The sequence below is a fragment of the Aminobacter sp. Piv2-1 genome (genome assembly GCF_037625995.1).
Lineage (GTDB): Bacteria > Pseudomonadota > Alphaproteobacteria > Rhizobiales > Rhizobiaceae > Aminobacter.
In genome coordinates this window covers 323,098-349,038 of sequence record NZ_JARKMU010000004.1, presented here as the reverse complement: position 1 = coordinate 349,038, position 25,941 = coordinate 323,098, and the positions used below count along the sequence as shown (strand labels likewise).

General features: G+C 66.2%; 26 protein-coding genes. 7 read left to right on the top strand and 19 right to left on the bottom strand.

All coding sequences use genetic code 11. The annotated features are described in order from the left end of the window. Positions 1–306 precede the first annotated feature (306 nt). Positions 307–1,695 (top strand): aminotransferase-like domain-containing protein, encoded by a 1,389-nt coding sequence (locus tag AmiPiv_RS09925; protein ID WP_340037228.1) that lies wholly within the window; start codon positions 307–309, stop codon positions 1,693–1,695. Here AmiPiv_RS09925 and AmiPiv_RS09920 read toward each other — a convergent pair. From AmiPiv_RS09920 to AmiPiv_RS09905, 4 genes are read right to left on the bottom strand one after another with little or no spacing between them, the layout of a single operon-like run. Then, positions 1,662–2,603, bottom strand: a complete 942-nt coding sequence (locus AmiPiv_RS09920; RefSeq protein ID WP_340037227.1) for a hypothetical protein — start codon at positions 2,601–2,603, stop codon at positions 1,662–1,664. The genes AmiPiv_RS09925 and AmiPiv_RS09920 overlap by 34 nt on opposite strands. Positions 2,604–2,619: 16 nt before the next feature. Further along, positions 2,620–2,763 carry a DUF2474 domain-containing protein gene (locus AmiPiv_RS09915; protein WP_340037226.1) on the bottom strand — a complete coding sequence of 48 codons (144 nt, stop codon included), beginning with the start codon at positions 2,761–2,763 and terminating at the stop codon, positions 2,620–2,622. After that, complete coding sequence (gene cydB / locus AmiPiv_RS09910; protein WP_340037225.1) at positions 2,763–3,770, bottom strand: cytochrome d ubiquinol oxidase subunit II; 1,008 nt, start codon at positions 3,768–3,770, stop codon at positions 2,763–2,765. Before cydB ends, AmiPiv_RS09915 begins: the two co-directional genes overlap by 1 nt. A 4-nt stretch (positions 3,771–3,774) precedes the next feature. Beyond that, the gene (locus tag AmiPiv_RS09905; protein ID WP_340037224.1) at positions 3,775–5,199 is read right to left on the bottom strand and encodes a cytochrome ubiquinol oxidase subunit I; all 1,425 of its coding nucleotides are present in this window, start codon (positions 5,197–5,199) and stop codon (positions 3,775–3,777) included. A 332-nt stretch (positions 5,200–5,531) separates the two neighbouring features. On the opposite strand from AmiPiv_RS09905, the gene AmiPiv_RS09900 reads away from it, so the two are divergent. After that, the gene (locus tag AmiPiv_RS09900) at positions 5,532–5,984 is read left to right on the top strand and encodes a DUF983 domain-containing protein (protein ID WP_340037222.1); all 453 of its coding nucleotides are present in this window, start codon (positions 5,532–5,534) and stop codon (positions 5,982–5,984) included. A 66-nt stretch (positions 5,985–6,050) separates the two neighbouring features. Here the strand turns inward: AmiPiv_RS09900 and AmiPiv_RS09895 are convergent, their stop codons facing one another. The 8 genes from AmiPiv_RS09895 to AmiPiv_RS09860 all read right to left on the bottom strand — a co-directional run bounded on the left by AmiPiv_RS09895 (position 6,051) and on the right by AmiPiv_RS09860 (position 14,713). After that, positions 6,051–8,018 carry a 3-hydroxyacyl-CoA dehydrogenase NAD-binding domain-containing protein gene (locus tag AmiPiv_RS09895; RefSeq protein WP_340037221.1) on the bottom strand — a complete coding sequence of 656 codons (1,968 nt, stop codon included), beginning with the start codon at positions 8,016–8,018 and terminating at the stop codon, positions 6,051–6,053. 3 nt (positions 8,019–8,021) lie between these two features. Further along, a complete protein-coding gene (locus tag AmiPiv_RS09890; protein ID WP_340037220.1) occupies positions 8,022–8,417 on the bottom strand; it encodes a RidA family protein in 396 nt (131 codons plus the stop codon). Then, positions 8,410–8,826: an acyl-CoA thioesterase gene (locus tag AmiPiv_RS09885; RefSeq protein WP_340037219.1), complete on the bottom strand. Its 417-nt coding sequence runs from the start codon at positions 8,824–8,826 to the stop codon at positions 8,410–8,412. Before AmiPiv_RS09885 ends, AmiPiv_RS09890 begins: the two co-directional genes overlap by 8 nt. 10 nt (positions 8,827–8,836) lie before the next feature. Further along, positions 8,837–10,030, bottom strand: coding sequence for an acyl-CoA dehydrogenase family protein (locus AmiPiv_RS09880; RefSeq protein ID WP_340037218.1), 1,194 nt, complete (start codon positions 10,028–10,030; stop codon positions 8,837–8,839). Positions 10,031–10,033: 3 nt separating this feature from the next. Beyond that, positions 10,034–10,882, bottom strand: a complete 849-nt coding sequence (locus tag AmiPiv_RS09875; protein ID WP_340037217.1) for an enoyl-CoA hydratase family protein — start codon at positions 10,880–10,882, stop codon at positions 10,034–10,036. After that, positions 10,879–11,655: an SDR family NAD(P)-dependent oxidoreductase gene (locus tag AmiPiv_RS09870; protein WP_340037216.1), complete on the bottom strand. Its 777-nt coding sequence runs from the start codon at positions 11,653–11,655 to the stop codon at positions 10,879–10,881. The genes AmiPiv_RS09875 and AmiPiv_RS09870 overlap by 4 nt, the downstream gene beginning before the upstream one ends. 2 nt (positions 11,656–11,657) lie before the next feature. Next, entirely contained in the window at positions 11,658–13,988 is a 2,331-nt protein-coding gene (locus AmiPiv_RS09865) for a bifunctional salicylyl-CoA 5-hydroxylase/oxidoreductase (protein ID WP_340037215.1), read from the bottom strand. Between the two features lie 176 nt (positions 13,989–14,164). Next, the gene (locus tag AmiPiv_RS09860) at positions 14,165–14,713 is read right to left on the bottom strand and encodes a cysteine hydrolase family protein (protein ID WP_340037214.1); all 549 of its coding nucleotides are present in this window, start codon (positions 14,711–14,713) and stop codon (positions 14,165–14,167) included. Between the two features lie 105 nt (positions 14,714–14,818). On the opposite strand from AmiPiv_RS09860, the gene AmiPiv_RS09855 reads away from it, so the two are divergent. Continuing rightward, positions 14,819–15,793: a GlxA family transcriptional regulator gene (locus tag AmiPiv_RS09855; RefSeq protein WP_340037213.1), complete on the top strand. Its 975-nt coding sequence runs from the start codon at positions 14,819–14,821 to the stop codon at positions 15,791–15,793. Positions 15,794–15,837: 44 nt separating this feature from the next. Here the strand turns inward: AmiPiv_RS09855 and AmiPiv_RS09850 are convergent, their stop codons facing one another. From AmiPiv_RS09850 to AmiPiv_RS09840, 3 genes are all read right to left on the bottom strand, one after another. Next, a complete protein-coding gene (locus tag AmiPiv_RS09850) occupies positions 15,838–16,362 on the bottom strand; it encodes a MarR family winged helix-turn-helix transcriptional regulator (RefSeq protein ID WP_340037212.1) in 525 nt (174 codons plus the stop codon). 98 nt (positions 16,363–16,460) lie between these two features. Then, positions 16,461–17,429 (bottom strand): pyridoxal-phosphate dependent enzyme, encoded by a 969-nt coding sequence (locus AmiPiv_RS09845; RefSeq protein ID WP_340037211.1) that lies wholly within the window; start codon positions 17,427–17,429, stop codon positions 16,461–16,463. Next, a complete protein-coding gene (locus tag AmiPiv_RS09840; protein WP_340037210.1) occupies positions 17,426–18,205 on the bottom strand; it encodes a GntR family transcriptional regulator in 780 nt (259 codons plus the stop codon). The genes AmiPiv_RS09845 and AmiPiv_RS09840 overlap by 4 nt, the downstream gene beginning before the upstream one ends. A gap of 159 nt (positions 18,206–18,364) precedes the next feature. Here AmiPiv_RS09840 and AmiPiv_RS09835 point away from each other — a divergent pair, with 159 nt between their 5' ends. From AmiPiv_RS09835 to kynU, 4 genes are all read left to right on the top strand, one after another. Continuing rightward, on the top strand, positions 18,365–19,351 hold the full coding sequence (locus AmiPiv_RS09835) for an ABC transporter substrate-binding protein (protein WP_340037209.1): 987 nt from the start codon (positions 18,365–18,367) through the stop codon (positions 19,349–19,351). A gap of 63 nt (positions 19,352–19,414) precedes the next feature. Continuing rightward, a complete protein-coding gene (locus AmiPiv_RS09830) occupies positions 19,415–20,194 on the top strand; it encodes an ABC transporter ATP-binding protein (RefSeq protein WP_340037208.1) in 780 nt (259 codons plus the stop codon). 5 nt (positions 20,195–20,199) lie between these two features. After that, a complete protein-coding gene (locus tag AmiPiv_RS09825; protein WP_340037207.1) occupies positions 20,200–21,123 on the top strand; it encodes an ABC transporter permease in 924 nt (307 codons plus the stop codon). An 18-nt stretch (positions 21,124–21,141) separates the two neighbouring features. Next, positions 21,142–22,389 carry a kynureninase gene (kynU, locus tag AmiPiv_RS09820; protein ID WP_340037206.1) on the top strand — a complete coding sequence of 416 codons (1,248 nt, stop codon included), beginning with the start codon at positions 21,142–21,144 and terminating at the stop codon, positions 22,387–22,389. Between the two features lie 48 nt (positions 22,390–22,437). Here kynU and AmiPiv_RS09815 read toward each other — a convergent pair whose 3' ends face one another. From AmiPiv_RS09815 to AmiPiv_RS09800, 4 genes are read right to left on the bottom strand one after another with little or no spacing between them, the layout of a single operon-like run. Continuing rightward, on the bottom strand, positions 22,438–23,124 hold the full coding sequence (locus tag AmiPiv_RS09815) for an ABC transporter ATP-binding protein (RefSeq protein ID WP_340037205.1): 687 nt from the start codon (positions 23,122–23,124) through the stop codon (positions 22,438–22,440). Continuing rightward, entirely contained in the window at positions 23,121–23,870 is a 750-nt protein-coding gene (locus AmiPiv_RS09810; protein WP_340037204.1) for an ABC transporter ATP-binding protein, read from the bottom strand. The genes AmiPiv_RS09815 and AmiPiv_RS09810 overlap by 4 nt, the downstream gene beginning before the upstream one ends. Beyond that, positions 23,863–24,834 carry a branched-chain amino acid ABC transporter permease gene (locus AmiPiv_RS09805; protein WP_340037320.1) on the bottom strand — a complete coding sequence of 324 codons (972 nt, stop codon included), beginning with the start codon at positions 24,832–24,834 and terminating at the stop codon, positions 23,863–23,865. The genes AmiPiv_RS09810 and AmiPiv_RS09805 overlap by 8 nt, the downstream gene beginning before the upstream one ends. A 25-nt stretch (positions 24,835–24,859) precedes the next feature. Further along, positions 24,860–25,780, bottom strand: coding sequence for a branched-chain amino acid ABC transporter permease (locus tag AmiPiv_RS09800; protein WP_340037203.1), 921 nt, complete (start codon positions 25,778–25,780; stop codon positions 24,860–24,862). Between the last annotated feature and the right edge of the window lie 161 nt (positions 25,781–25,941).

The window sequence follows — 25,941 nt, the reverse complement described above, 5'->3', positions numbered from 1 at the left end:
CTGCGCGCAGGCATCGCCTTCGACGTCGCGCCGAAGGCGACACTCAGCGGCAGCTCGCCTCGGGCGCATCCGACTACGGCATCGACGCCAAGCTCGCCGTGAGCTTCCAGGTGTCGAAAAGGCATCCGCGGCCAAGAGGCCGCTGCCGTGGATGCCAGCTTTTCGCAATCAGCTCGAAAAGGCGCGGAAATTTCCGACCCGCCATGGCGGAGCGGCTCCGCCGATCCGACCACCGGCACGGGCTTGAATTTGCCGCAAAGAGCATACATTATCCATATATATGGAAATCTGTATCGCGATAGGCTCATGACCGCGTCAACCTGGTCACCCTCGATCTCCAAGGCTTCGGGACCGCTCTACCTCACCATTGCCGATGCGCTGGCAGTCGACATCGCGTCCGGTCGCCTGCCGGCCGGGACGCGCCTGCCTCCGCAAAGAACCCTGGCCGAACAGCTTGGCATCGACTTCACCACCGTGAGTCGTGCCTACACCGAAGCACGCCGGCGTGGCCTGATCGAAGGCCGGGTCGGGCAGGGGACCTATGTCCGCTCCCGGCGGCCTGCTGGTACGGCGTCGACCCCAAGCGGCCTGGTCGACATGAGCATGAACCTGCCGCCCCGGTTCGACGAACTCGACCTGGCTTCCCGCATGTGGGACGAGATCGGCGACCTCAGGGGCGACAACGGGCTGGAACTCCTGATGCGCTACCAGGAGGCCGGAGGCACCTCGCGCGACCGGGCGGCCGGGGCCACCTGGCTGGCGCCGCGCCTCGGCGAGATCGCCACCGGCCGACTGCTCGTCTGCCCCGGCGCGCAGGGCGCGCTGCTCGCCCTGCTTGGCGCGCTGGCCGGACCGGGCGAGACGATCTGCGCCGAAGCCTTGACCTATCCCGGCCTGCTTGCCGCCGCCGAGCATCTGCGCATCCGCGTCAGCGCGGTCGCGATGGACTCGGCCGGGATCATCCCGGAAGCCTTCGCCGAGATCTGCCGCAAGGCGCCGCCCAAGGCGCTCTACAGCAATCCCACGCTCCACAACCCGACGACGGCGACGCTGCCGCTGGAACGCCGGGAAGCGATCGTCGCGATCGCCCGCAAGCACAATGTGCCGATCATCGAGGACGACGCCTACGGCGCCTTGCCGGCCAAACCCGTGGCGCCGTTCGCAGCACTCGCGCCCGACATCGTCTATCACGTGGCGGGTCTCGCCAAGTGCGTGGCTCCATCGCTGAGGGTTGCCTATCTGGTTGTCCCGGAGGCGCGCCGCACAGCACAGCTGACGGCAGCCGTCCGCGCCACATCGGGCATGGCGTCGCCGCTCACCGCTGCGATCGCGACCCGCTGGATCGAGACCGGCATCGCGCAGGCGGTGCTCGCCGCGATCCGCACCGACGCGCGGCAGCGGCAGGCGATGGTGGCCGACCTCCTGCCAGCCGATCTGGTGCAGGCCGACCCCGAAGGGTTCCACGCCTGGCTGCGACTACCCAGCCACTGGAGCCGCAGCGAATTCGCCGCACGCCTGCGCTCGGTCGGCGTCGGCGTGGTCACCAGCGACGCCTTTTCACGTGCCGACCAGGTTCCCGAGGCTGTCCGTCTCGGGCTCGGCGCCGCCCCCGATCACGCTGCGCTGGCGGCCAGCCTCCAGGCCATCGCCAGCCTTGTCAATCAGCGGTCGGCATTGTCGGCGATGGTGGTCTGAGGGGCTGGCGCGAAGGGGCCGGCAAAAGGCTCCAGGCGCTTCAGCCCGAGCAGGTCGTTGAGCGCCACCTCGTCGCTGACGCGCCGGAACATGCCGGGCGACATCCACTTTGCAAATCCGTCAACATTGGGGGCGCCGCGCCCCGAGCGCAGGTCGTCGATCCATAGCGTGCGCGTCTCAAGCGAGATGCGCGTCAGGCCCGTGGAATTGGGGACGCCGGCATGAGCATGCGCGCTGGAGAACGCAATCAGCTCGCCAGGGGCGATGACCACCGGCGTGGCATCGGCGACGTCGAGCTGTCCGGTCAGATGCGGGATCGCCGCATCGGCATCGTTGGCGTTGCGTCCGCCGGCCCTGGATCGATCGAGAACGGCGGCAAGGTCGAAGTCGGCGCTCGTGTTGGCCACCGGCCGATCCCACAACGACGGATAGATGGCGAAGGTACGACCTTCGGTGATCTCGTAGATGGGCGCCCACCAGTTGGTCTGGGCGTAGAGGTTCGAGCCCCAGGTGTCGCGGTGGAAGGCGATGGTCGCGGTGGTGCGGGCGCGCGGAACAAGGGTGCCCGGGTCCTGGTGCGGCTGGAAGCGCAAATAGAGGCTGTCGCGCGCGAGGCCCTCGGCATCAAGCCCTATCGCCTCGAACACGGACCGCCATAGGCGCCGGACCTCGGGCAACCGCGCAAAGTCGCGCTGTCGTTGCGCAAAGCTCTCGGTCTGCTCTTCGTGACTGAGGTGGCGGTGGATCTCGATCGGCTTGAAGGGCGCGAATGCATCCTCCAGGAACCCGCGTGTGAAATCGGCCAGGTCCCGCATTGGCCGAAGCGTGGCGAAGCGGAGCACCTCGCCCACATAGACCCGGTCATGGAAGTCGCGCGGCGCAAGCACCGGCCGGACGTTCGTATACATGAGGCTTTCCCTGGAATCAGACGGTCAGTCCGGCGAGGTTCATCAGCAGGCGGAACGCGAGCGCCACTGCGCCGAGGGCGAGAACGCTCGCGGTCCAGATGAGGACCAGCCAGCCGATCCGTTTCGGCCAGGAGGCCGGCGCCTGAGACGAAACCGCCATCAGTGATATCCCTCGCCGGCCTTCACCTTGCCGCGGAAGACGTAATAGGACCACGCCGTGTAGCCGAGAATGAAGGGGATGATCAAAAGCGCCCCGACAAGCGCGAAGCCCATGCTCTGAATTGGTGCGGCCGCCTCACGTATGGTGATGTCGGGCGGGATGATGTTGGGCCAGAGGCTGATGCCGAGCCCGCTGTAGCCAAGGAACAGCAGGAAGAGCGTCAGCATGAAAGGCCCGGCATGCGGCGCGCCCTGCAGGCTGCGCAGGATAAGCCAGCCGCTGACCAGGACCAGGACCGGGACCGGCGAGAAGAAGACGATGTTCGGGAAGCTGAACCAGCGCTCGGCGATGTCCGGGTGAGCAAATGGCGTCCACAGGCTGACGATGCCGATGACGCCAAGCAGGGTGAGCGTAACCGGGCGCGCCAGGCTGACCATGCGCTGGTAGAGCGCACCTTCCGTCTTGATGATCAGCCAGGTGCTGCCGAGCAGCGCATAAGCGACTATCAGGCCGGCCCCGGTGAACAGGCTGAAAGGGGTGATCCAGTCGAGCGCACCGCCCGCATAGGCACCATCGACGACCGGGAAGCCGTCGAGAAAGGCCCCGAGCGACACGCCCTGGAAGAACGTGGCGATGTAGGATCCGCCCGCAAAGGCCTTGTCCCAGAACGGCTTGTGGTGCTCGTCGGCCTTGAAGCGGAACTCGAAGGCGACGCCGCGCCAGATCAGGCCAAGCAGCATGAGCACGAGCGGCAGGTAGAGCGCGCTGAGCACGACGGCATAGGCCAGCGGGAAGGCCGCCATCAGCGCCGCACCGCCCAGCACCAGCCAGGTCTCGTTGCCGTCCCACACCGGGGCTACCGTGTTGACCATGACGTCGCGGTCCTCGCGGTCGCGCACGAAGGGGAAGAGGATGCCGATGCCGAGGTCGAAACCGTCCATCACGACATACATCATGAGGCCGAAGGCGATGATGACGGCCCAGACTACGGGAAGATCGATGCCCATCGTGTCAGCCTTTCTTGTCCTGATGCGCGGCCGCGAACATGTCCAACTGGCCGGGCGCTGCCGAAAGCGGCCGGGCCGGGCGGCCGGTATCGTCCGGCGACTCCTGCTCGTGATCCTCCGGGCCCTTGCCGACCAGCTTCAGCATGTAGCGGACGCCGGTCCCAAAGACGATGAAGTAGACCACGATGAAGACGATGAGGGTGACGCTCATCGACAGCGCGGACTGGTTCGAGACCGCGTCGGCGGTGCGCATGACGCCGTAGACGATCCAGGGCTGGCGGCCGATCTCGGTCGTGTACCAGCCGGCAAGGATGGCGATCAGCCCCGCCGGGCCCATCCAGATGGCGAAGCGCAGGAAGAACCTGGCCTCGTACATCCGGTTGCGCCAGCGCAGCCACGCACTCCATACTCCGAGCAAAAGCATCAGCATGCCGAGGCCGACCATGATGCGGAAGCTCCAGAAGACGACGGTCGAGTTGGGCCGATCCTCCGGCGCGAATTCCTTGAGGCCGGGGAACTGGCCGTCCCACTTGCGGGTGAGGATCAGGCTGCCGAGATTGGGCACTTCCAGCGCAAACCGCGTCGTCTCGTTCTTCATGTCGGGCCAGCCGAACAGGATCAGCGGCACGCCCTCGCCGGGCTTGTTTTCCCAGTGCCCCTCGATCGCGGCGATCTTGGCGGGCTGATACTTGAGTGTGTTCAGCCCATGGAGGTCGCCAATGAAGATCTGCACCGGCGCGGTGAAGAGCAGCATCCACATCGCCATGGACAGCATGGTGCGCACGCGGCTGTTGTCGTTGCCGCGCAGCAGGTGCCAGGCGCCGGAGGCGCCGACGAAGAGCGCGGTCGCCAGGAACGCCGCCACCGTCATATGCGCCAGGCGATAGGGAAAGGAGGGATTGAAGATCACCTCGAACCAGTTCACCGGCACGACGACGTTGTTGACGATCTCGAAGCCCTGGGGGGTCTGCATCCAGCTGTTGGAGGCGAGGATCCAGGTGGCCGAGATCAGGGTGCCGATCGCCACCATGACGGTCGAAAAGAAGTGCAGGCCCGGCCCGACCTTGTTCCAGCCGAACAGCATGACGCCGAGGAAGCCGGCCTCGAGGAAAAAGGCGGTCAGCACTTCATAGGCAAGCAGCGGCCCGGTGATGCTGCCGGCGAAGGCCGAGTAATAACTCCAGTTGGTGCCGAACTGATAGGCCATCACCAGCCCGGAGACGACCCCCATGGCGAAGTTGACGGCGAAAATCTTCGACCAGAAATGGTAAAGGTCGCGATAGACGGTGTCGCGCTTCCAGAGCCAGAGCCCTTCCAGCACCGCAAGGTAACTCGCAAGGCCAATGGTGATGGCGGGAAAGATGATGTGGAAGGAAATGGTGAAGCCGAACTGAATGCGGGCCAGTTCCAGCGCTGTCAGGCCAAACATCAAGGACCTCTCTGCAAGCACAAGCACGATGCTCGCCACGGTTGGACGGCGCCGAAAGAGCCGCAGCCTTTCGGCGGATAGTATTCATCCTCCCATAATTGCGCCATCCTGATCGCGACGGCACCAAAAGTCGACGCGGACATATTGCCCCATGGAGGCACCGCCCTCGCCAGCATTCCATACAATGCAGCCATTCAATGAACATTGATTGGAGTGTATGCTAATTATATGCATAATGCATCTTGCACGCAAGTGCGTTGCACCCTATGTATGCGGCAGGCAGCCCGTCAGGGCCACGGCAACAAATCGCAATCCCTGCTCAGGAGGCGAGGATGTCAAAATCGCAATATACCGCGGAGGGCTTTACGCCCACCGACAACCCGATGAAGACCGGCATCAGAGGGCTTTGCCCCCGCTGCCAGATGGGGCACCTTTTCTCGGGATTTCTGAAGCTTGCACCGCGGTGCGAAGTCTGCGGCCTCGACTATTCCTTCGCCGATCCCGCCGACGGGCCGGCCTTCTTCGCCATGACCATCGCCGCAGTGCCCGCGCTCGGCTTCGGCGTCTGGTTCCAGATGACCTTCGGCCTGCCGCTGTGGGTGCACCTGTTCACCACCTTGCCGCTGACCATACTGAGCTGCATGGCTCTGTTGCGGCCGCTGAAGGGCTGGCTGGTCTGTTCGCAGTATTTCCACAAGGCCGAGGAGGGCTCGATCGACTTCGACTGGCACGCCAAGGCCAGCCGGCGGCAGCAGCCGGGCGGAGACGCGGCACCGCGCAACTGAGCTCGTTGCGCGAGGGAACCGCGTTGACTTCAGGGAAGCGCACCAAGCAGGCACGCCCCGAAATGGCTAGGCGCTGCCTTCCGCAGCGAACATCGGCCCGCCCTTGTGGGCCGGAAAGCCGTAGCCGTTGATCATCACCAGGTCGATGTCACTCGACCTCGTGGCGATGCCCTCGTCGAGCAGCGCCTTGCCTTCGTCGGCCATAGCGCGCAGCAGGCGACCCACGATTTCGTCAGCAGTGAAGCTGCGCGGGACAATGCCTTTGGCCAAGCGCGCGGCTTCGATCACCGCCGTCACGTCCGGATCGACCGCCTTTTCGCCTGACGAGTAGTCGTACCAGCCGCGCCCGGACTTGCGGCCGAAGCGGCCCGCTTCACAGAGCCTGTCAGCGATCTCGACATAGCGCGCCTTGGGATCGCGCGTCGCCGCCTGGCGCTTGCGCCGCGCCCAGGCGATCTCCAGCCCAGCCATGTCGTAAACGGTGAAGATGCCCATCGGGAAGCCATAGGCTTCGAGCGCGGCGTCGACGTCCGCGGGTGCGGCGCCGTCCTCGACCATGAACTCCGCGTCGCGGCGATAGGCCGAGAAGATGCGGTTGCCTATGAAACCCTCTGTCACGCCGCAGACGACAGGCAGCTTGCCGAGCTTCTTGGCAAAGGCAAGCGCGGTCGCGAGCACGTCAGGCGAAGTCGCGTTGCAGTCGACGACCTCGACCAGCCGCATGACGTTGGCCGGCGAGAAGAAGTGCAGGCCGACGACACGGTCGGGATGCGCGGTCGCGGCCGCGATCTCGTCGGGGTTAAGGTAGCTGGTGTTGGTGGCGAGGATCGCGTCGGGGCGGACGATGTTGTCGAGACGCCGGAACATCTCGGTCTTGACGGTCAGATCGTCGAACACGGCCTCGATGACCAGATCGGCCGCAGCCAGGCGGCCGGTGTCGGCGGTGACATCGAGCCGCGCCAGGCAGTCGCTGCGCGCGGCATCGGTGAGGCGGCCCGATTGCACCGTCTTGTCGAGAATGCCCGAAACGCGCACGCGTCCCCTGGCGGCGGCTTCCTCGGTCTGCTCGACGCCAACGACGCGGTAGCCAGCTGTCAACGTTGCTACAGCGATGCCGGCGCCCATCAGGCCGGTGCCGACGATGCCGATCGTTTCCAGCTTGCGCGGGGCGACGCCCTCAAGCTTGTCGACCTTGCCGGCCTGTCGTTCGGCGAAGAAGACATGGCGTAGCGCTGCGGCCTCGCGGGAATCACGCAGGCGGATGAAGGTGGCGCGCTCGTCGGCGAGGCCGTCCTCGAGGCTCGCCTCGGATGCCTTCCGGACCAGACGCACCGCCTCGGCGGGCGCGGCCTGGCCACGCGCCTTGGCCAGCACTTTCTTCGTGGCAATCTCGACCGCCGCAGCATCAGCCCCAGCGATCTGGATGCCGCCCGTGCGCCGCAGCGGCTTGGCGGCCATGCCGCGTGCCAACTCGATTGCAGTGGAGAGCTGGTCGGCGGCGATGCCGTCGACGAGGCCGAGCTTGAGGGCATCGTCCGGCTTCACCGCGCGGCCGCTGCCGATCATGTCGATGGCAGCGACGATGCCGATGAGGCGCGGCAGGCGCTGGGTGCCGCCGGCGCCCGGCACGATGCCGAGCTTGACCTCGGGCAAACCGAAGCTCGCGGCCCCGCCGGCGATGCGGCCATGGCAGGCGAGTGCGATCTCGCAACCGCCACCGAGGGCAGCACCGTTGACGGCCGCAACCACCGGCTTGCCGCAGGTCTCTATGCGCTCCATGACCTCGGGCAGCGTCGGCTCGACAGGCGGCTTGCCGAACTCCCTGATGTCGGCGCCGCCGACGAAGGTGCGGCCGGCGCCGGTGATGACGATGCCCGCCACCGTGCCGACGGCCTCCGCATGGTCGAGCGCCTTGACCAGGCCCTGCCGGACATGCGCCGAGGTGGCGTTGACGGGCGCATTGTCGATGGTGACGACGAGCACGTCGTCGCGGATGCTGCCCGAAACGCTTTCGGAAAACCGCGTCGCGCTCATCTCTTATTCCGGAACGACGGCGGTGGCCTGGATCTCGATCTTGGCGCGGTCCTCGACCAGCGCCACCACCTGCATGGCGGCCATGGCCGGGAAGTGGCGGCCGATCACGTCGCGATAGGCCTGGCCGAGGCCGCGCAGGTTCTCGGTGTATTCCTTCTTGTCGGTGAAGTACCAGGTCATCGTCGTGATGTGATGCGGCTCGGCGCCGCCGGCCTTCAGCACGGCAACGACATTTTCCAGCGTCTGGCGCACCTGGCCGACGAAGTCGTCGGTCTCGAACTGGCACTGCGCGTTCCAGCCGATCTGGCCGCCGACGAAGATGGTGCGGCCGGTCGCAGCGACGCCGTTTGCGTAGCCGATCGGCTTGGCCCAGCCCTCGGGTTGCAGGATCTCATGCATCTGATGTCTCCAGGCGGCTTTCGAGCCCGGCGCGGAGGTCGTCCGGCCAGGCGAGAGATTTGTGGGTGTCGAGCGAGGTGGCGATCACGCTGTGGCGGGCGCTCCAGAGCAGCGTGCCGGCGGCCGAAACCTTGTGCTCGAGGTCGAGCGACGAGCGGCCGACGCGGCGGACGAACAGCTCGAAGTCGAGCACGTCGCCGTGGAAGCCCGGATGGGCGAAGGTGAGGTCGAGCCTGACCGTCGGCGTGCCGATGCGGCGCTCGCCGACGAGCTCTTTCCAGGGGACGCCGACCGATGCGAAAAACTCCTCGAGAACACCGACGAGGATGTTCAGGTAGGACGGGAAATAGGCGATGCCGGAGGGATCACAGTCCCCGAAACGCAGCGGCCGTGAGGTGCGGAAGGGCACGGCGCTGCTCCTACTTCGCGGCCTTCATCAGCTCGCGGCCGATGATCAGCTTCTGCACTTCGGTGGCGCCTTCATAGATGCGCAGGGCACGGATCTCGCGGTAGAGCCGCTCGGTGATCTCGCCGACGCGCACGCCGCGCCCGCCGAAAAGCTGCACCGCCTGGTCGATGATCCACTGCGCGTTCTCCGTCGCCGTCATCTTGGCCATGGCAGCTTCGCGCGTGATCGGCAGCTTCTGCACGTCGCGGCGCCAGGCGGTGCGTACGGTAAGCAGCGAGGCTGCGTCGATGGCCGTCGCCATTTCGCCCAGGGTGCTCTGTGCCGTCGGCAGGTCGGCCAGCGTCGCCCCAAACATTTTTCGCGACTTGGCGTGAGCAACCGCCTCGTCCAGCGCGCGGCGTGCGAAGCCAAGGGCTGCTGCCGCCACGGAGGGCCGGAAAATGTCCAGCGTGCGCATGGCAATTTTGAAACCTTCACCCGGCTCGCCCAGAAGCTGGGATGCCGGAATGCGGCAGTTGTCGAAACGCACGCGTGCCAGCGGATGCGGCGCGATCGTCTCGATGCGCTCGGCGATCGAGAAGCCGGGCGTGTGGGCATAGACGACGAAGGCCGAGATGCCGCGCGTGCCCGGCGCCTCACCGGTGCGGGCAAAGACGGTGTAGACGTCGGCGATGCCGCCGTTGGAGATGAAGATCTTCTCGCCGTCGAGCACGTAGTGGTCGCCGTCACGGCGGGCGGAAGTCGCCATCGCGGCGACGTCGGAGCCGGCTTCCGGCTCGGTCAGCGCGAAGGCGGAGATCAGTTCGCCGCGAGCGATCTTCGGCAGAACGGCCTGCTTGAGTTGGTCCGAGCCCGACAGGCTGATCGCACCGGTGCCGAGGCCCTGCATGGCGAAGGCGAAGTCAGCGAGGCCGTCGGCATAAGCGAGCGTCTCGCGGATCAGGCAGAGCGAGCGGCTGTCGATCTGCTCCGACACGCCGCCGAAAGCAGCAGGCACGCAGTTGCGCAGGAAGCCGGCCGCACCGAGTGCCTTGACCAGCTTCTTGCAGGCGCCGTCGGCGTCGGCATGGTCGATTTCGCCCAGCCCGCCCTTTGATATGAAGCCATCGAGTTCGGCGGCCAGCGCGCGGTGGCTGTCGGCGAAGAACGGCCAGTCGAGGTGGTCGCGGGCCGGCGCGCCGGCGGGCGTCAGGTGCGCGGCCATGGCTCAGTTCCCCTTGAATTCGGGCTTGGCCTTGGCGGCGAAGGCCTCGAAAGCCCGACGGAAATCGCCTGTCGCCATGCAGATTGCCTGGGCCTGGGCTTCAGATTCGATCAGCTGGTCGATGCCCATCGCCCATTCCTGGTCGAGCATCTTCTTGGTCATGGCGTGTGCGAACCAGGGGCCGTCGGCCAGGTTGCGGGCGAATTTCTGTGCCTCGGCGAGCAGCGCGCCGCGCTCGTGCAGCGCGTTGTAGAAGCCCCAGGCGTGGCCCTCGGCGGCGGTCATGGCGCGGCCGGTGAACAGCAGTTCGGCGGCGCGACCCTGGCCGATGATGCGCGGAAGGATGCCGCAGGCGCCCATGTCGGCGCCTGCAAGGCCGACGCGGGTGAACAGGAAGGCGGTCTTGGCTTCCGGCGTCGCGACGCGGTAGTCGGAGGACATCGCGATGATCGCGCCGGCGCCGGCGCAGATGCCGTCAACCGCCGAGATGATCGGCTGGGGGCAAGCGCGCATCTGGCGCACGAGATCACCGGTGAGGCGGGTGAAGTCGAGCAGGTCGGGCATCGGCATGCGGGTCAGCGGCTCGATGATCTCGAACACGTCGCCGCCAGAGCAGAAGTTGTCCTCAGCACCCGTGATGACGATGGCGCGCACGTCGCTGGCACGGTGCAGGGCGCGGAACAGGTTGCCCAGCTCCTCGTAGCTTTCGAAGGTCAGCGGGTTCTTCTTCTCTGGGCGGTTCAGCGTGATGGTCGCGACCTTGCCGTCGGCATCGGTCTCGAACTTGAAGTGCTTTGCCTCGTGGCCCTGGAAGGGACGCTTCTTGTCCTGCATCGGGTTGGTCATCGTCATCCTCCCAGAACTTCGCCGCCGGCGACCGGGATCGCCTGGCCTGTGATTGCGGTCGCCTTTTCCGAGGCGAGCCAGAGCACGGTGTGTGCCACTTCCTCAGGCGTCACCAACCGCCCCTGCGGGTTGGCGCGGGCCAGTGTGGCGCGGGCTTCTTCCGCCGAACGGCCGGTCTTGCCAGTGATCGTCTCGACCGCGCCGTCGAGCAGCGGCGTGTCTGTAAAGCCGGGGCAGACGGCATTGACGGTCACGTCGGTGCGGGCAAGCTCGAGGGCGAGGGCGCGGGTCATGCCGACCACACCGTGCTTGGAGGCGCAGTAGGCCGAGACATAGGCATAGCCGGTCAGACCGGCAGTGCTGGCGACATTGACGATGCGGCCCTTGCCGGCGCGCCTGACCGAGGCAAGCGCTGCCTGGGTGACCAGGAACGTGCCGGTGAGGTTGATGCCCATCACCCGGTTCCACAGCGCAAGGTCGGTCTTGTCGAAGGGCGCGGACGGTGCTTCGCCGGCACAATTGACCAGCACCGCGATGTCGCCGAACCGCTCGATCGCCTTGGCGACACCCGCCTCGACCGAGGCCGGATCGGTGACGTCAAAACCGTCGAGAACCGCTGCTTCGCCGCCTGCCTTGGCGATCTCGTCGCGCACAGCGTCGAGCGGACCGGCGCGACGGCCGCACAGGCTGACACGATGGCCTTCCGCAGCCAGCGCCAGGGCGATGGCCTTGCCGATGCCGCTGCCGGCGCCGGTGACGAGGGCGTGACGCTTTGCCATGCTCACGCCTTGCCGGTGGGAGCGGCGGCCTGTTGGGCGCGCTGCAGGTTTGTCACATATTGCTGGCGGCCCGAGCGGTACTGCTTAGGCCATTCCTGCTCGTCATAGCCGATCTTAGCCGCCTCATGCAGCACGAAGGCCGGGTCGGCGAGATGCGGGCGGGCAACCGCGCAGAGGTCGGCGCGGCCGGCGGCGATGATCGAGTTGGCGTGGTCGGCCTCCGAGATCGCGCCGACGGCGATTGTCGGCACCTGGATTTCGTTGCGGATCTTGTCGGAAAAGGGCGTCTGGAACAGGCGGCCATAAACCGGCTGCTCTTCCTTCACGACCTGGCCCGACGAGCAGTCGATCATGTCGGCGCCGGCGTCCTTAAACATCTGGGCGAAGATCGCGGCGTCCTCGGGCGTGTTGCCGCCCTCGTACCAGTCGTGCGTCGACAGGCGCACCGACATCGGCTTTTCCTCAGGCCACACGACTCGGATGGCGCGGAACACTTCGAGCGGATATCGCGCCCGGTTCTCGTGGCTGCCGCCATATTCGTCGTCGCGCAGGTTGGTCAGCGGCGACAGGAAGGACGACAGAAGGTAGCCGTGGGCGGCGTGCAGTTCGAGGATGTCGAAGCCGAGGTCGCGGGCGCGCTCCGTGGCGCTGACGAAATCCGCCAGCACCCGGTCCATGTCCTCTCGGGTCATGGCGCGCGGCATGTCCGAATGCTTGAGATAGGGCAGGGCGGATGCCGAAATCAGCGGCCAGCCGCCTTCCCTCACCGGCTGGTCGATGCCTTCCCAAGGCACCCTGGTCGCACCCTTGCGGCCGGCATGGCCAATCTGGATGCCGATCTTGGCAGGCGTCTGGTGATGGACGAAATCGACCATGCGCTTGAAGGCCTTGGCCTGTTCGTCGTTCCACAGGCCGAGGCAGCCGGGCGTGATGCGCGCGTCCGACGACACGCAGGTCATCTCGGGGAAGACGAGTGCCGCGCCACCCATGGCGCGGGCGCCGATATGCACGAGATGGAAGTCGTCGGGCAGGCCGTCGGTCGCCGAATACATCGCCATCGGCGACATCACGATGCGGTTCTTCAGCGTCATGCCGCGGATGGTGAAGGGCGTGAACATGGGCGGCGGTACCGAGCCGTTGGGCGCCGGGTTGACGCCGGCACGCTCGGCGAACCAGCGCTCGTAGCCCTCCAGCCAGTCCTTGTCGCGCAGGCGCAAATTCTCGTGGCTGATGCGCTGCGAGCGCGTCAGCATCGAATACATGAACTGCTCGGGCTCCAGCGTGTCGGCGTAGCGCTTGCCCACCACCTCGAACCATTCCATGGCGTTGCGCGCCGCGTTCTGGATGCGGGCGACGTCGACGCGGCGGACTTCCTCATAGGCTTCGAGCACGTCTGGAATGCTGGCCTTGTCGTGGCCGATCAGGTCGAACTGGCGGGTCAGCTCGATGGCGTCGTCGATGGCAAGCTTGGTGCCCGAGCCGATGGCGAAATGGGCGGTGTGGGCGCTGTCGCCCATCAGCACGACATGGCTGTTGCCGTTGAAATGGCTCCACTTGTCGCAGATCAGGCGGCCGAAATTCAGCCAGGCCGAGCCACGCAGATGGCGCGCATTGGTCATCAGTCTGTGGCCGTCCAGGGTCTCGGCGAACAGCTTTTCACAGAAGGCGATGGACTGGTCCTGGTCCATCTGGTCGATGCCGTGCGCCTTGAACACGTCGTCGGTCGTCTCGACGATGAAGGTCGAGGTGTTGTCGTCGAAACGATAGACATGGGCCTGGAACCAGCCATGCTCGGTGCGCTGGAAATCGAAGGTGAAGGCGTCGAAACGTTTGTCGGTGCCGAGCCAGATGTAGCGGTTGGGCCGCATCACCATGTCGGGCTTGAACACGTCGGCATATTTGTGCCGGATGCGCGAATTGACGCCGTCCGACGAGATGATGAGGTCGGCGTCGGGGAAGTCCTGGTCGCCCTGCACGTCGGTCTCGAACACCAGCTCGACGCCGAGTTCGATGCAACGCTCCTGCAGGATGTTCAGCATTTTCTTACGGCCGATGCCGACGAAGCCGTGGCCGGTGGTACGGATCTTGCGGCCCTTGAACACCAGCTCGATGTCGTCCCAGTGATTGAAGGCGTCCTCGATTGTCGCGGCGGTGGCCGGATCCCACTGGCGCATCGACTGCATGGTGGCGTCGGAGAAGACCACGCCCCAGCCGAATGTGTCGAAGGGACGGTTACGCTCGACGACGGTGACATGGTGGCCGGGGTGCTGCTTCTTCATCAGCAGGGCGAAGTAGAGACCGGCCGGTCCGCCACCGATACAGACAATGCGCATGCCGTCCTCCTCCTGAAGCCGTGCGATCAGGAGGGCATGCGTGCCCGACCCTGACCATGCGGGCACCATGGACGGTTTCCAAAAAAACTTCAAGCTTAAAGTTATTTTTGGGGACCGGACGCAAAGCGCACGCCCCGGTCGGCGTCGGCGCGACCGGGGCGGAGAGGGAGCGCGCACTATCGCGACAGGTAGGTCGCCGTATCCACCAGTTCGCCATAACCGAAGGCGATCGCCGCCATGACGGCGTCGTGGACCTGGGCTGCGGGCACGGTCTTGCCATTGAATTCGAGGTCGCGGGTGGCGCAGGCGTCGTGGACGACAACAGTCTTGTAGCCGAAGTCGGTGGCCGCGCGGGTGGCGCCCTCGACGCACATGTGGCTCATCGCGCCGACGATCACCACTTCGTCGATGCCGCCGGCGTCCAGCGTTGCCCTTAGGTCGGTCTCGCGGAACGAGTTGACATAGTTCTTGGTGATGACCTTTTCGCCGTCGGCCGGGGCGACAGTGGCGTTGATCTCGATGCCTGGGGTGCCTGGCGCAAAGATCGGTGCGTCGGCTGCCTTGGAGAGGTGGCGCACATGGATGACGGTGTCGCCCTTGGCGCGTGCCGCCTCGATGACGCGGGCGGCGTTGTCCGTTGCCTGCTCGATGCCGACGAGCGGCATGCGGCCCCCGGGGAAATATTCGTTCTGGATGTCGATGGCGATCACCGCGCGCTTGCTCATGTCCCTGATGCCTTTGCTGTTGGGAAGGATGTTGCACGGAAGATGCAATGGATTATGGTGCCGGCCCATTGGCGATATCGACATAACAAGGGGTGATTTCGACAAATGGCAAAGGCCGGCGTCATCGAGATCGGGCTGGTATTCTACCCCGGGACGCAGATGTCGGCGGTGCTCGGCATGACGGACCTGTTCGAGCTCGCCAACCGCACCGCCGGGCGCAAGAGCCGCGGCGCGCCGCCCTCCACCTTGCGCGTCAGCCACTGGCGTTTGGAAGAGCCGGGACAAACCCCAATACGGGTGTTCGACACCCATCCCGACGCGCCAGGCGTTCCCGAGGTCTATGTCGTGCCGCCGGCGCTCGGCGATCCCATTTCGCCTGAATATGCCGCGCCCGTGGCCGGCTGGCTGCGCCAGCGCCATGCCAGCGGCGGCGTGCTGGCCTCGGTCTGCGCCGGCGCCTTCGTGCTTGGCGAGACCGGGCTGCTGGCCGGGCGCGCAGTGACGACGAACTGGGTCTATGACGAGGCGTTCCGCACGCGCTTTCCGGAAGCCAAGCTCGACACCGACAGGCTGCTCATCGATGACGGCGACATCATCACCGCCGGCAGCCTGATGGCCTGGACCGACCTCGGGCTGAAGCTCGTCGACCGCTTCCTCGGGCCGACGGTCATGATCGAGACCGCCCGCATCCTGGCGCTCGATCCGCCTGGCCGCGAGCAGCGCTACTACAGCGCCTTCGCGCCGCGCCTCAGCCATGGCGACGCAGCCATCCTCAAGGTGCAGCACTGGCTGCAGGCCGGCGAGGGCAAGGACCTGAACCTCGCGACGCTAGCCGCGCTGGCCGGGCTGGAGGAGCGAACCTTCCTGCGCCGTTTCCAGAAGGCGACGGGACTGACGACCACCGAATACGGCCAGCGCCTGCGCGTCGGCAAGGCACGCGAGCTTTTGCAATTCACCACGCAGTCGGTCGACAAGGTGGCGTGGGAGGTCGGCTATGGCGACCCCGGCGCATTCCGCAAGGTCTTTGCCCGCATCGTCGGGCTGACGCCGAGCGATTATCGCGCCAGGTTCCGGGCGTAGGGCAATTCCAGGAAAGCTGCGATGCGGTTCTCCGTCGGGCAACGCTAGCTGCCCTTGGCGAGCGACGCGACGATCGATCGCTTGAGCTTGCCAAGTTCATCGAGCAGGATGCCGCCATCCTTGGCTGACAAGGTGCCGAAGAGGGCGCCGATCCAGTCGGCGTGAGCTGCCGCCATCTTCTCGAACTCGGCGCGGCCGAAGGGCGTCAGCGCGATGATCTGGACGCGGCGGTCGGTGGGTGACGTGGTGCGGCTGATGTGGCCGCTCTCGGCGAGGCGCTCGACCAGAACGGTGATGTTGCCGGGCGACACCATCATGCGCTTGGACACCTCGCCCAGCACCATGCCGTCGGGCGCGCGCTCGAGCTGCGCCATCAGGTCGAAGCGGGGCAGGGTGGAATCGAACTCCTCGCGCAGGCGCCGCCGCACCTCGGTCTCGACCAGCGTCGAGCAGGTGAGCAGGCGAAGCCACAGGCGAAGCTCGGTGCCGTGATCGGCAGGTGCTTCCAGCACCTTGGTCTCGCCGTCCACCCAGCCTTCGGCGCCTGCCGTATCCTTGCGTTCTTCCATCTGCCTACAGGTCTTCCCTCGTCGCGCGAGCCGGTGCTTTGGCCGGTTCGCTCAAGCAGTTGTAGTGCCGTTTCGCAGATTATTACAAGCTTGAAGGTTCAAGGAGCGGGAATGTCTCCGGCGAGCACCGCGGCATAGGCCCAGGCATCGATGTTGCCGCCCGAGATCACGCAGACGACGTTGCCCCTGGCGTGTTCGCTTTTCAGGGCTGCGGCCAGCGAGGCGGCGCCCGCGCCCTCGGCGACGACCTTGGACTTCGAGAAAAGCAGCCGCATCGCATCGGTGACCTGTTCGAGGCTGACGGTCACCGCGCCGTCGATCAGCTTGCGTGCCACCGGCCACAGCTGCGGCACCAATGACGGGCCGCCGATGCTCTTGATGAAGGACGGGCGCGTCTCGAGGTCGACGATGCGGCCTGCGGCAAGTGCCGCAGTCACCGGCGCCGCATTCTCGTCCTCGACAGCGAAGACTTTTGCTTCCGCGCGCAGCGCCTTCACGGCGCTCGCGACGCCGGTGGTCATCGAGCCGCCACCATAGGGCGTCAGCACCACGTCGACTTCGGGCAGGTCCTCGACGATCTCCATGCCGATCGAGCCGTTGCCTGACAGCACCGCCTGGTCCGTCACCGGGTTGATCAGCAGCTCCGGGAAATCGGGCTTCTCGGCGCCGACGATGTAGCGCCACCATGTCTCCATCGAGATGAAGCGGACGTCGCCGCCGAGGCGGCGCACGCCGTCGATCTTGGTCTGGGGCGCACCCGAATACATGTAGGCGGCCATCGGTACGCCCAGCCTGTTGGCGGCCCAGGCCATGCCGTAGGCCATATTGCCTGAACTGGTGGTGGCGACGCCGCTTGCCAATGCGTCGCTTTCGCGTGACAGCAGCGCGTTCAGCGCCGGCCGGAGCTTGAAAGCTCCGATAGGAGAAAGCGTCTCGAGCTTGAGGAAGATCTGCCGGTCGGGCAGGCCGAGATCGAGCCGCACCAGCGGGGTGGGCGGAACGTGTGGCGCGAGCCTGTTCCGCGCTTGCTCGATCTCCTGCAGCGATGGACGGCGGGGCGAGTTCATTCGGCCGCCTGTCGCTTCCTCAGGCTGCCCGGACGCGAAGAATGCTTGCCGCCGCTGTAGTCCTCGGTGTGGATATAGACGTGCAGCGTGTAGCCGATGTGGGCGATCATGAGCGACTTGGCCCGCTCGACATCACGGTCGAGCGCCGCTTCCATGAGTTCCGTGTGGTGCTCGATCGCCATGGCTTCGCGCAGCGCGGCCATCGCCTCTTCATACCCTTCCTTCTGGCCGGCGGCGGCGCGCAGCGTCGGCGCCAGGCCAAGGAAGCGGTGATGGCGGCGCAACTGGTCGGAAATGGTCGAGCGGAAGCGCAGCAGCCAGCTCGAGGTCGCAGCACTCAGCAGCGCGGTGTGGAAAGCCTCGTGCTTTTCGTCCCACTCGTCGACCGCCTCGTCCGAGGGATCGTCGGGCGCCGTCTTGCAGCGCGACAAACGATAGTGGGCGGTCACCACCGCCGATTCCCACTCGCTGCCGCCCTTTTCCATGGATTCGAGCAGCAATGGCAGTTCGACCACCATCCGCGCGCGGGCGAGGTCTTCCAACTCTTCGCGCGAGACGGGTGCGACGGTGAAGCCGCGATTGCTGATGGCGGTCACGAGCCGTTCGGCTTCCAGCCGCGACAGCGCCTCGCGCAGCGGGGTCCAGCCGACCCCGTAGGTATCGCGCAGCGCGCTGAGCTTCAGCGGGGCGCCCGGCATGAGACGCGTCGTCAGGATGTCGCGGCGCAGCAGGCGATAGGCCGCTTCCGTCTTCGAGGAGTGCTCGTCATCCTGCATCGCTGTTCATCCGCAAGGCCGTTCGATTCAAAAATTATATATCATGCGAGCAACTGGCAAGAATTATATATAATGTTTGACAGGAGCCCGCGGACTGCGCATGATCCGCGCCAGCCGCCGCCGGGATGTGCGGCGCCTTGTCAAATCTGGGAGGAATAGATGAGAAACCTGAAGTCCGGCCTGCTGTCGGGCCTGGTGCTGGCCGGCGCGCTCGCTGCCAGCCTCGGCGCCGCAATTGCCGAGCCGATCAAGATCGGCATCGCCAATTTCGGCGAACACCCGCAGCTCAACGCTTCGATCGCCGGCTTCAAGAAGGCGCTGGCCGACAACGGCTTCGTCGAGGGCAAGGACGTGGTCTACACCGAGAGCCACACCAACTTCGACGCCTCGCTGGTGCCGCAGATGATCGCCAAGCTCCAGGCCGAGCAGCCGAAGCTGATCTACACTGTGACCACGCCGGTTTCGCAGATCGCCAAGAAGGCGCTCGCCGGCTCGGGCATCAACATCGTCTTCTCCGCCGTGACCGACCCGGTCGCCGCCAAGCTGGTGCCCTCGTGGGATGCCGGCGACGAGGGCATGACCGGCGCCACCGACCTGCAGGACATGGCGGCGGTGATGGAATTCACCAAGAAGCTGCTGCCCAACGCCAAGCGTTTCGGCGTGCCCTACAATCCGGGTGAGGCCAACGACGTGGCCCTGCTCGAAAAGATCAAGGAAGTTGCCCCCGCGGCCGGCTTCGAAGTGGTCGCCGTGGGCGTCGACAACGTCAACGACATCCAGCAGCGCATCGCTTCCTTCGCCGGCAAGGCGGACGTGATCTACACGCCTGCCTCGAACCTGCTCCAGCCGGCCGTCGCCGCCGTCTCGGCCGCCGCCCGCCAGGCGGGCATCCCGATCGTCAACTCCGACGACGGCGCGGTCCGCAACGGCGTGGTGCCGGCAAGCTTCGCCGTCAACTACACCCAGGTCGGCATGAACGCCGGCAAGATCGCCGCCGAGATCCTCAAGGGCAAGGACCCGAAGACGATCGCGCCGTCGCGCCCGGCCTATGAGGACCATGCGCCGACTATCTCGAAGAAGGCGATGGCGGCGTTTGGCGTCGAGATCCCCGAGTCGATGGCCGATTGCGGCTGCATCGTCGACTGATTTCCTGCTTCGTCAAACAGGCGGCGGCGCTCCAGGGCGCCGTCGCCATTTCGGGAGGGACGGATGCTCGAAATCCGATCTGCACGTAAAGTCTTCTACAAGGGCCAGCCTGACGAGAAGACCGCGCTCGACGGCCTCAGCCTGAAGCTCGCCACGGGCGAGTTCGGCGTGGTCATCGGTTCCAACGGCGCCGGCAAGAGCAGCATGCTCAATGCCATTTCGGGCGCGCTGGTGCTCGATTCCGGCCAGGTCATCATCAATGGCGACGATGTCACCGGCATGCCGGTGCACAAGCGCGCCATGCGGCTCGCCCGCGTGTTCCAGGACCCGATGAAGGGCACGGCAGCGTCCATGACGGTGGCCGAGAACATGCTGCTCGCCGAGTTGCGCAGCAAGAAACGCACCTTGCGCCAGGGCCTCAACGCCAAGCGGCTTGCCGACTACCAGGAGCGGTTGTCGCTGCTCGGCCTCGGCCTCGAAAACCGTCTCGACACCCGCGTCGAACTTCTCTCCGGCGGGCAGCGCCAATCGCTGTCGCTGATCATGGCCGTCGGCGGCCAGCCTGAACTACTCCTCCTCGACGAGCACACGGCGGCTCTCGATCCACGCACCGCCGACATCGTCATGCGGGCGACCGTGCGTGCCGTCGACGCGCTGAAGCTCACCACCCTGATGGTGACCCACAACATGCAGCACGCCGTCGACTTCGGTCACAGCGTCATCATGCTCGATGCCGGCAAGCTCCGGCTCGAGATCACCGGCGAGGAGAAGACGAAGGTCACGGTTCCCGACCTGATCGGCCACTTCGCCGTCAAGACCGACCGCATGCTGCTGGCGAGCTGATCACCATGGACTTCATCCAGACCATCTTCTCGAGCTTCGTCTCGCTGATCCCCGTCACGCTGGCGCAGAGTCTGATCCTCGCCTTCGTGGTGCTGGGCATCATGATCCCGTTCCGCACGCTCAACTTCCCGGACCTCACCAGCGAGGGCGCGTTTCCGCTCGGCGGCTGCGTCTGCGGCGTGCTGCTTGCCGCCGGGGCCTCGCCGTTGACCGCGATCGCGGTGGCCATCATCGCCGGCTTCCTCGCCGGCTGCTGCACGGCTTTCATCCACCTGCGCTTCCGCATCCACACGCTGCTCGCCGGCATCCTGATGATGACGATGCTCTACAGCATCAATCTCAGGATTATGGGCAAGTCGAACCTGTCCGTCTTCGGCGCGCCCACCGTCTTCGACTGGGCGCCGTTCGTCCAGCCGGGCTTCCCGGCGAGCAAGATCATGGTTGCCGGCCTGATCGGCGCCGTCGTCTTCGTGCTGCTCAACCTGTTCTTCAAGACCGAGAAGGGCACGGCCATCCGCGCCGTCGGCTCCAATCCCGACATGGCCGAGGCGCAGGGGATCAATGTCTGGGTCGCCACCATCGGCGGCGTCGGCCTTGCCAGCGCCTTCTCCGCTACCGGCGGTGCGCTGATGGTGCAGTCTCAGGGCTTCGCCGACGTAAACATGGGCCTCGGCATCCTGATCAACGGACTCGCCGCACTGATGATCGGCGAAGCGATCGTCGGCAAGCAGACCGTGTTCCGCCAACTCGCGGCACCCTTCGTCGGGGCCATCGTCTACTACCAGCTGGTTTCGCTCTGCCTGGCCGCCGGCATGCCGCCCCCCGATCTCAAGCTGGCCACCGGCCTGTTCGTGCTCGCCATGCTGGCTCTGCCCAGCCTGCGCCGCAGCCGCGGCCCGGCACCGGCCCGAGAAACCGTCCGCGAATAATCGAGGATTGCCTGTATCATGACTGGAATTCCGGATCTCGCCGCTGTCGAGGCGATGGATGCTGCCGACAGCCTGCGTTCCATGCGCGACCGCTTCGTCCTGCCCGAAGGATTGATCTATCTCGACGGCAATTCGCTGGGGGCGGCCTCGCCGGCCGCCTATGCCGAACTGGAAAAGGCGGCCCGCGAGGAATGGGGCAAGGACCTCATCCGCAGTTGGAACACGGCCGGCTGGTTCGACATGCCGGTCGAGCTCGGCGACCGCATCGGCCGCCTGATCGGCGCGGCACCTGGCCAGACCGTGGTCGCCGACACGACGTCGATCAACATCTACAAGGCGCTGCACGCGGCGATGGGCTTGAGGCCGGACCGCAAGGTCATCGTCGCCGAGGGCGGCAGCTTCCCGACGGACCTCTACATGGCCGAAGGCGTGGTCTCGACCCGGCCGGGCGCCGTGCTTCGGCTTGAGGGCGTCGACGCGCCGACGATCGAGGAACTGATCGACGATCATGTCGCGGTGGTCCTGGTCAATCACGTCAACTACAAGTCGGGCGAGCTGCGCGACATGGCGGCGCTGACGAAGCGTGCGCACGAGGCAGGCGCGCTGGTGGTCTGGGACCTCTGCCATACCGCCGGTGCCCTGCCGGTCGAACTCGACCGTTGCGATGCCGACTTTGCCGTCGGCTGCACCTACAAGTACCTCAATGGCGGCCCGGGAGCGCCAGCCTTCATCTATGTAGCCGCGCGCCATCTCGGCAAGGCGGAGCAGCCGCTCAGCGGCTGGTGGGGGCATGCCCGGCCCTTCGCCTTCGAGCAGGGCTATGCGGGTGACGCCGGCATCCGCCGCTTCCAGTGCGGCACCCAGGGCGTGCTGTCGCTGCGGGCGCTGAAGGGCGCACTCGACATCTGGGACGACGTCGACATGCAGGCGCTGCGGACCAAGAGCATAGCGCTGACCGACCTGTTCATCCAGCTGGTCGAGGCGAAGTGCGCCGGCTACGGGCTCAAGCTCGAAAGCCCGCGCGATGGTGCCAGGCGCGGCAGCCAGGTGTCGTTCGAGCACGAGAACGCCTATGCGGTGATGCAGGCGCTGATCGAGCGCGGCGTCATAGGCGACTTCCGCGCGCCAGCCACCGTCCGCTTCGGCTTCACACCGCTCTATATCGGCTACAGGGACGTCTGGCAGGCGGTCGAGGTGCTGGAGGACATCCTGCGCACCGGCACCTGGAAGGACGCCCGTTTTGCCGTCAAGTCGGCGGTAACCTGACCTCAGGTCGAATGGAAATCAAAAAAGGGCGGCACTGGCCGCCCTTTTTCATACGCCGAGATAACGGTCCTGGATGTCGGGCGTCAGCGCTTCGGGCGTGCCCTCGAACACCGTCACGCCCTTCTCCAGCACGAAGCAGCGGTCGACGACGGGCAGAAGCTCCGACAGCGTCTTGTCGACCACCAGGATCGACTGGCCGGCTGCCTTGAGCGTGCGGATGGCAGCCCAGATGTCGTGGCGGATGACGGGCGCCAGCCCTTCGGTCGCCTCGTCAAGGATCAAAAGGCTTGGATTGGTCATCAGCGCGCGGCCGATGGCCAGCATCTGCTGCTCGCCGCCCGACAGAGTGTTGGCATACTGGTCGCGGCGCTCGCCGAGGCGGGGGAACAGGTCGACCACCTTGTCGTAGGTCCAGTCGTTGCCGCGGGCGGCGGCGACGAGGTTCTCGAACACGGTGAGGTTGGGGAAGCAGCGGCGCCCCTCCGGCACCAGTCCGAGGCCGAGGCGGGCGATGCGGTGCGGCCGCTGGCCTGAAATCTCGCGACCACCGAAGCGAATCGAGCCGCCGCGCGGGCGCACCAGCCCGAGCACCGAGCCGATGGTCGTGGTCTTGCCCATGCCGTTGCGGCCCATGAGCGCCACGACCTCGCCCTCGCGCACGTCGAGCGTCACACCGAACAGTGCCTGCGATGCGCCGTAGAAGGTCTCGATGCCCTTGAGTTCGAGCAGGCTCACGCGGCTTCTCCGAGATAGGCGCGGCGGACTTCCGGATCGTTGCGGATCTCGTCGACACTGCCGGTGGCAACGACGCGGCCATAGACCAGCACCGAGATGCGGTCGGCGAGCGCAAATACGGCGTCCATGTCGTGCTCGACCAGAAGGATCGGCGCTTCCCGGCGCAGGCCGTCGAGGAACGCCGTCAGTGCCTTGGAGCCTTCCGGTCCCATGCCGGCCATAGGCTCGTCGAACAGGAAGCACTTCGAACCCAGCGCCAGTGCAATGGCGATCTCGAGTTGCCGGCGTTCGCCATGCGACAATTCCGCCGCCGGCAGATGCGCGCGAGAGGCCAGGCCGACGCGCTCAAGCATGGCCATGGCAGGTCCGGTCAGGCTCCTGTCGCCCATGACGGGCTTGAAGAAGCGGAAGCTCGAACCCTGCCGCGCCTGCGCTGCCAGCATGACGTTGCGCATTGCCGAGAATTCCGGCGCCAGGGACGAGATCTGGAAGCTGCGGCCGAGCCCGAGGCGGGCGCGGGCGGCCATGTCGAGCCCGGCCATGTCCTGGCCGAGGAAGCGGATGGTGCCGCTGTCGGGGCGGATCGAGCCGGAGATCTGGTGGATCAGCGTGCTCTTGCCCGCGCCGTTTGGCCCGATCAGGGCATGGATCTCGCCTGGCATGAGGGTGAGGCTGACGCCGTCGGTCGCCTTCAGCGCGCCGAAGGTCTTGCGCAGCTCTTTGATTTCGAGGACCGGCTCAGCCATGACGCGCCTTTCCGGCCAAAAGCCCAAGCAGTCCGCCGCGCGCGAACAGCACCACGCAGAGGAGGATCAGCCCGAGGAAGAACTGCCAGCGCTCGGTGATGCCGCCCAGCGCATATTCGATCAGCACATAGAGCATGGCGCCGGCGACCGGGCCGAACAACCGGCCCTTGCCGCCGAGGATGATCAGCACGATGAACTCGCCCGACATCTGCCAGGACAGCATCGACGGACTCACGAACTTGTTGAGGTCGGCGAAGAGTGCGCCCGCGACGCCCGTGACCATCGCCGATATGACGAAGGCGACAAGGCGGATGGTGAAGGGGGCGATGCCGACGGCAGACAGCCTGACAGGATTCTGCCGGGCTGCTTCGAGAGCTGCCCCAAAGCGCGAGCCGCGCAGCATCCAGAACAGGGCGAGTGCCGCGAGCAGCAGGACGTAGCAGATCAGGAAGAAGGGCAGGGGCTGCGCCGTGTTCAGGCCAGGGAACTCGTTGCGCACATAGATCGACAGCCCGTCCTCGCCGCCATAGGCCGGCCAGGAGACGGCGAAGTAGTAGATCATCTGCGCGAAGGCGAGCGTGATCATGATGAAGTAGACGCCAGCCGTACGCAGGCTGATCGCGCCGATGGGCAGGGCGATGAGCCCGCAGACGACGATTGCCGCCAGCCAGATGGCGGGCATCGAGGTCGTGCCCTCGAAACCAAACAGCATCGGCTCGGCGTTGAAGGCATGCGTCGCCAGGATGCCGGCAACATAGCCGCCAAGGCCGAAGAAGGCGGCGTGGCCGAACGACACCAGCCCGCCGAGGCCGAGCGCGATGTTGAGGCCGACGGCGGCGAGCGCCAGCACCGCGATGCGGGTGGCGAGCGTGATGTAGAAGGGTTCGCCCATCGCCTGCGCGGCCAGCGGAAAGCCGAGCAGCAACAGCGCCAGCAGCGCGTTTATGATGGTTTCGCGGGTCATGAAAGGTGCGTTGGTCATGGCCGCCTCACGACTGCGCCGCAAACAGGCCGCTCGGCCTGAAGGCGAGGATGAGCGCCATGACGATGTAGATCAGCATGGAGGCGAGGGCCGCGCCGATCGGGCCGGCCTCGGCCGCGGGCATGGCGAGCGCCAGCGCCTTGGGCAAAAGAAAGCGGCCCATCGTGTCGACGACGCCGACCAGGATGGCGCCGAACAGCGCGCCCTTGATCGAGCCGATGCCGCCGATGACGATGACGACGAAGGCGAGGATGAGGGCAGGCTCGCCCATGCCCACCTGCACCGATTGCAGCGCGCCGACCATGGCGCCGGCGAGGCCGGCAAGGGCGGCACCCAGTGCGAAGACGACGGTGTAGAGCGTGCGGATGTCGACGCCGAGGGCCGCGATCATTTCGCGGTCGGATTCGCCGGCGCGGATGCGCATGCCGAGCCGGGTGCGCGAAATCAGCAGGTAGAGCCCTATGGCGACGACGATACCGACGCCGATGATGGCGAGGCGATAGAGCTGGTACTGGCCGCCGCCGGGCAGCGGCACCGCTCCCTGCAGCAGGGGCGGAATGTCGAGGTAGAGCGGGAAGGAGCCGAACAGCCAGCGCGTTCCTTCCGAGAACATCAGGATCAGCGCGAAGGTGGCGAGCACCTGGTCGAGATGGTCGCGGTCGTAGAGCCTGCGGATGACTGTCACCTCGACGATCGCACCGGCCGCGGCGGCGGCGATCAGGCTGGCGACGAGTCCGATCCAGAACGAGCCGGTGGCGGCCGCGACCGCCGCACAGGCGAATGCGCCGACCATATAGAGCGAGCCATGGGCGAGGTTGATCAGCCCCATCACGCCGAAGATCAGCGTCAGGCCGGCTGCCATCAGGAACAGCATCACCCCGAGCTGCAGGCCGTTGAGAAGTTGCTCGATGAGCAGTGCGATGGACAAGCGGATACTTTCGCTGGCTGGGAAATGTGCGACGAAGACGCCCCCTCTCCCCACCTGCGGGGAGAGGTCAAGGGTGAGGGGCAGCTCGGACGTCCGGGCGTATGCGCCGCCCCTCATTCGCCCCTGCGGGGGCACCTTCTCCCCGCAGGCGGGGAGAAGGG

Coding starts and splice junctions, on each gene's coding strand:
- AmiPiv_RS09925 (WP_340037228.1), top strand. CDS start 307: ATGACCGCGTCAACCTGGTCACCCTCGATCTCCAAGGCTTCGGGACCG.
- AmiPiv_RS09920 (WP_340037227.1), bottom strand. CDS start 2,603: ATGTATACGAACGTCCGGCCGGTGCTTGCGCCGCGCGACTTCCATGAC.
- AmiPiv_RS09915 (WP_340037226.1), bottom strand. CDS start 2,763: ATGGCGGTTTCGTCTCAGGCGCCGGCCTCCTGGCCGAAACGGATCGGC.
- cydB (WP_340037225.1), bottom strand. CDS start 3,770: ATGGGCATCGATCTTCCCGTAGTCTGGGCCGTCATCATCGCCTTCGGC.
- AmiPiv_RS09905 (WP_340037224.1), bottom strand. CDS start 5,199: ATGTTTGGCCTGACAGCGCTGGAACTGGCCCGCATTCAGTTCGGCTTC.
- AmiPiv_RS09900 (WP_340037222.1), top strand. CDS start 5,532: ATGTCAAAATCGCAATATACCGCGGAGGGCTTTACGCCCACCGACAAC.
- AmiPiv_RS09895 (WP_340037221.1), bottom strand. CDS start 8,018: ATGAGCGCGACGCGGTTTTCCGAAAGCGTTTCGGGCAGCATCCGCGAC.
- AmiPiv_RS09890 (WP_340037220.1), bottom strand. CDS start 8,417: ATGCATGAGATCCTGCAACCCGAGGGCTGGGCCAAGCCGATCGGCTAC.
- AmiPiv_RS09880 (WP_340037218.1), bottom strand. CDS start 10,030: ATGGCCGCGCACCTGACGCCCGCCGGCGCGCCGGCCCGCGACCACCTC.
- AmiPiv_RS09875 (WP_340037217.1), bottom strand. CDS start 10,882: ATGACGATGACCAACCCGATGCAGGACAAGAAGCGTCCCTTCCAGGGC.
- AmiPiv_RS09870 (WP_340037216.1), bottom strand. CDS start 11,655: ATGGCAAAGCGTCACGCCCTCGTCACCGGCGCCGGCAGCGGCATCGGC.
- AmiPiv_RS09865 (WP_340037215.1), bottom strand. CDS start 13,988: ATGCGCATTGTCTGTATCGGTGGCGGACCGGCCGGTCTCTACTTCGCC.
- AmiPiv_RS09860 (WP_340037214.1), bottom strand. CDS start 14,713: ATGAGCAAGCGCGCGGTGATCGCCATCGACATCCAGAACGAATATTTC.
- AmiPiv_RS09855 (WP_340037213.1), top strand. CDS start 14,819: ATGGCAAAGGCCGGCGTCATCGAGATCGGGCTGGTATTCTACCCCGGG.
- AmiPiv_RS09850 (WP_340037212.1), bottom strand. CDS start 16,362: ATGGAAGAACGCAAGGATACGGCAGGCGCCGAAGGCTGGGTGGACGGC.
- AmiPiv_RS09845 (WP_340037211.1), bottom strand. CDS start 17,429: ATGAACTCGCCCCGCCGTCCATCGCTGCAGGAGATCGAGCAAGCGCGG.
- AmiPiv_RS09840 (WP_340037210.1), bottom strand. CDS start 18,205: ATGCAGGATGACGAGCACTCCTCGAAGACGGAAGCGGCCTATCGCCTG.
- AmiPiv_RS09835 (WP_340037209.1), top strand. CDS start 18,365: ATGAGAAACCTGAAGTCCGGCCTGCTGTCGGGCCTGGTGCTGGCCGGC.
- AmiPiv_RS09830 (WP_340037208.1), top strand. CDS start 19,415: ATGCTCGAAATCCGATCTGCACGTAAAGTCTTCTACAAGGGCCAGCCT.
- AmiPiv_RS09825 (WP_340037207.1), top strand. CDS start 20,200: ATGGACTTCATCCAGACCATCTTCTCGAGCTTCGTCTCGCTGATCCCC.
- kynU (WP_340037206.1), top strand. CDS start 21,142: ATGACTGGAATTCCGGATCTCGCCGCTGTCGAGGCGATGGATGCTGCC.
- AmiPiv_RS09810 (WP_340037204.1), bottom strand. CDS start 23,870: ATGGCTGAGCCGGTCCTCGAAATCAAAGAGCTGCGCAAGACCTTCGGC.
- AmiPiv_RS09805 (WP_340037320.1), bottom strand. CDS start 24,834: ATGACCCGCGAAACCATCATAAACGCGCTGCTGGCGCTGTTGCTGCTC.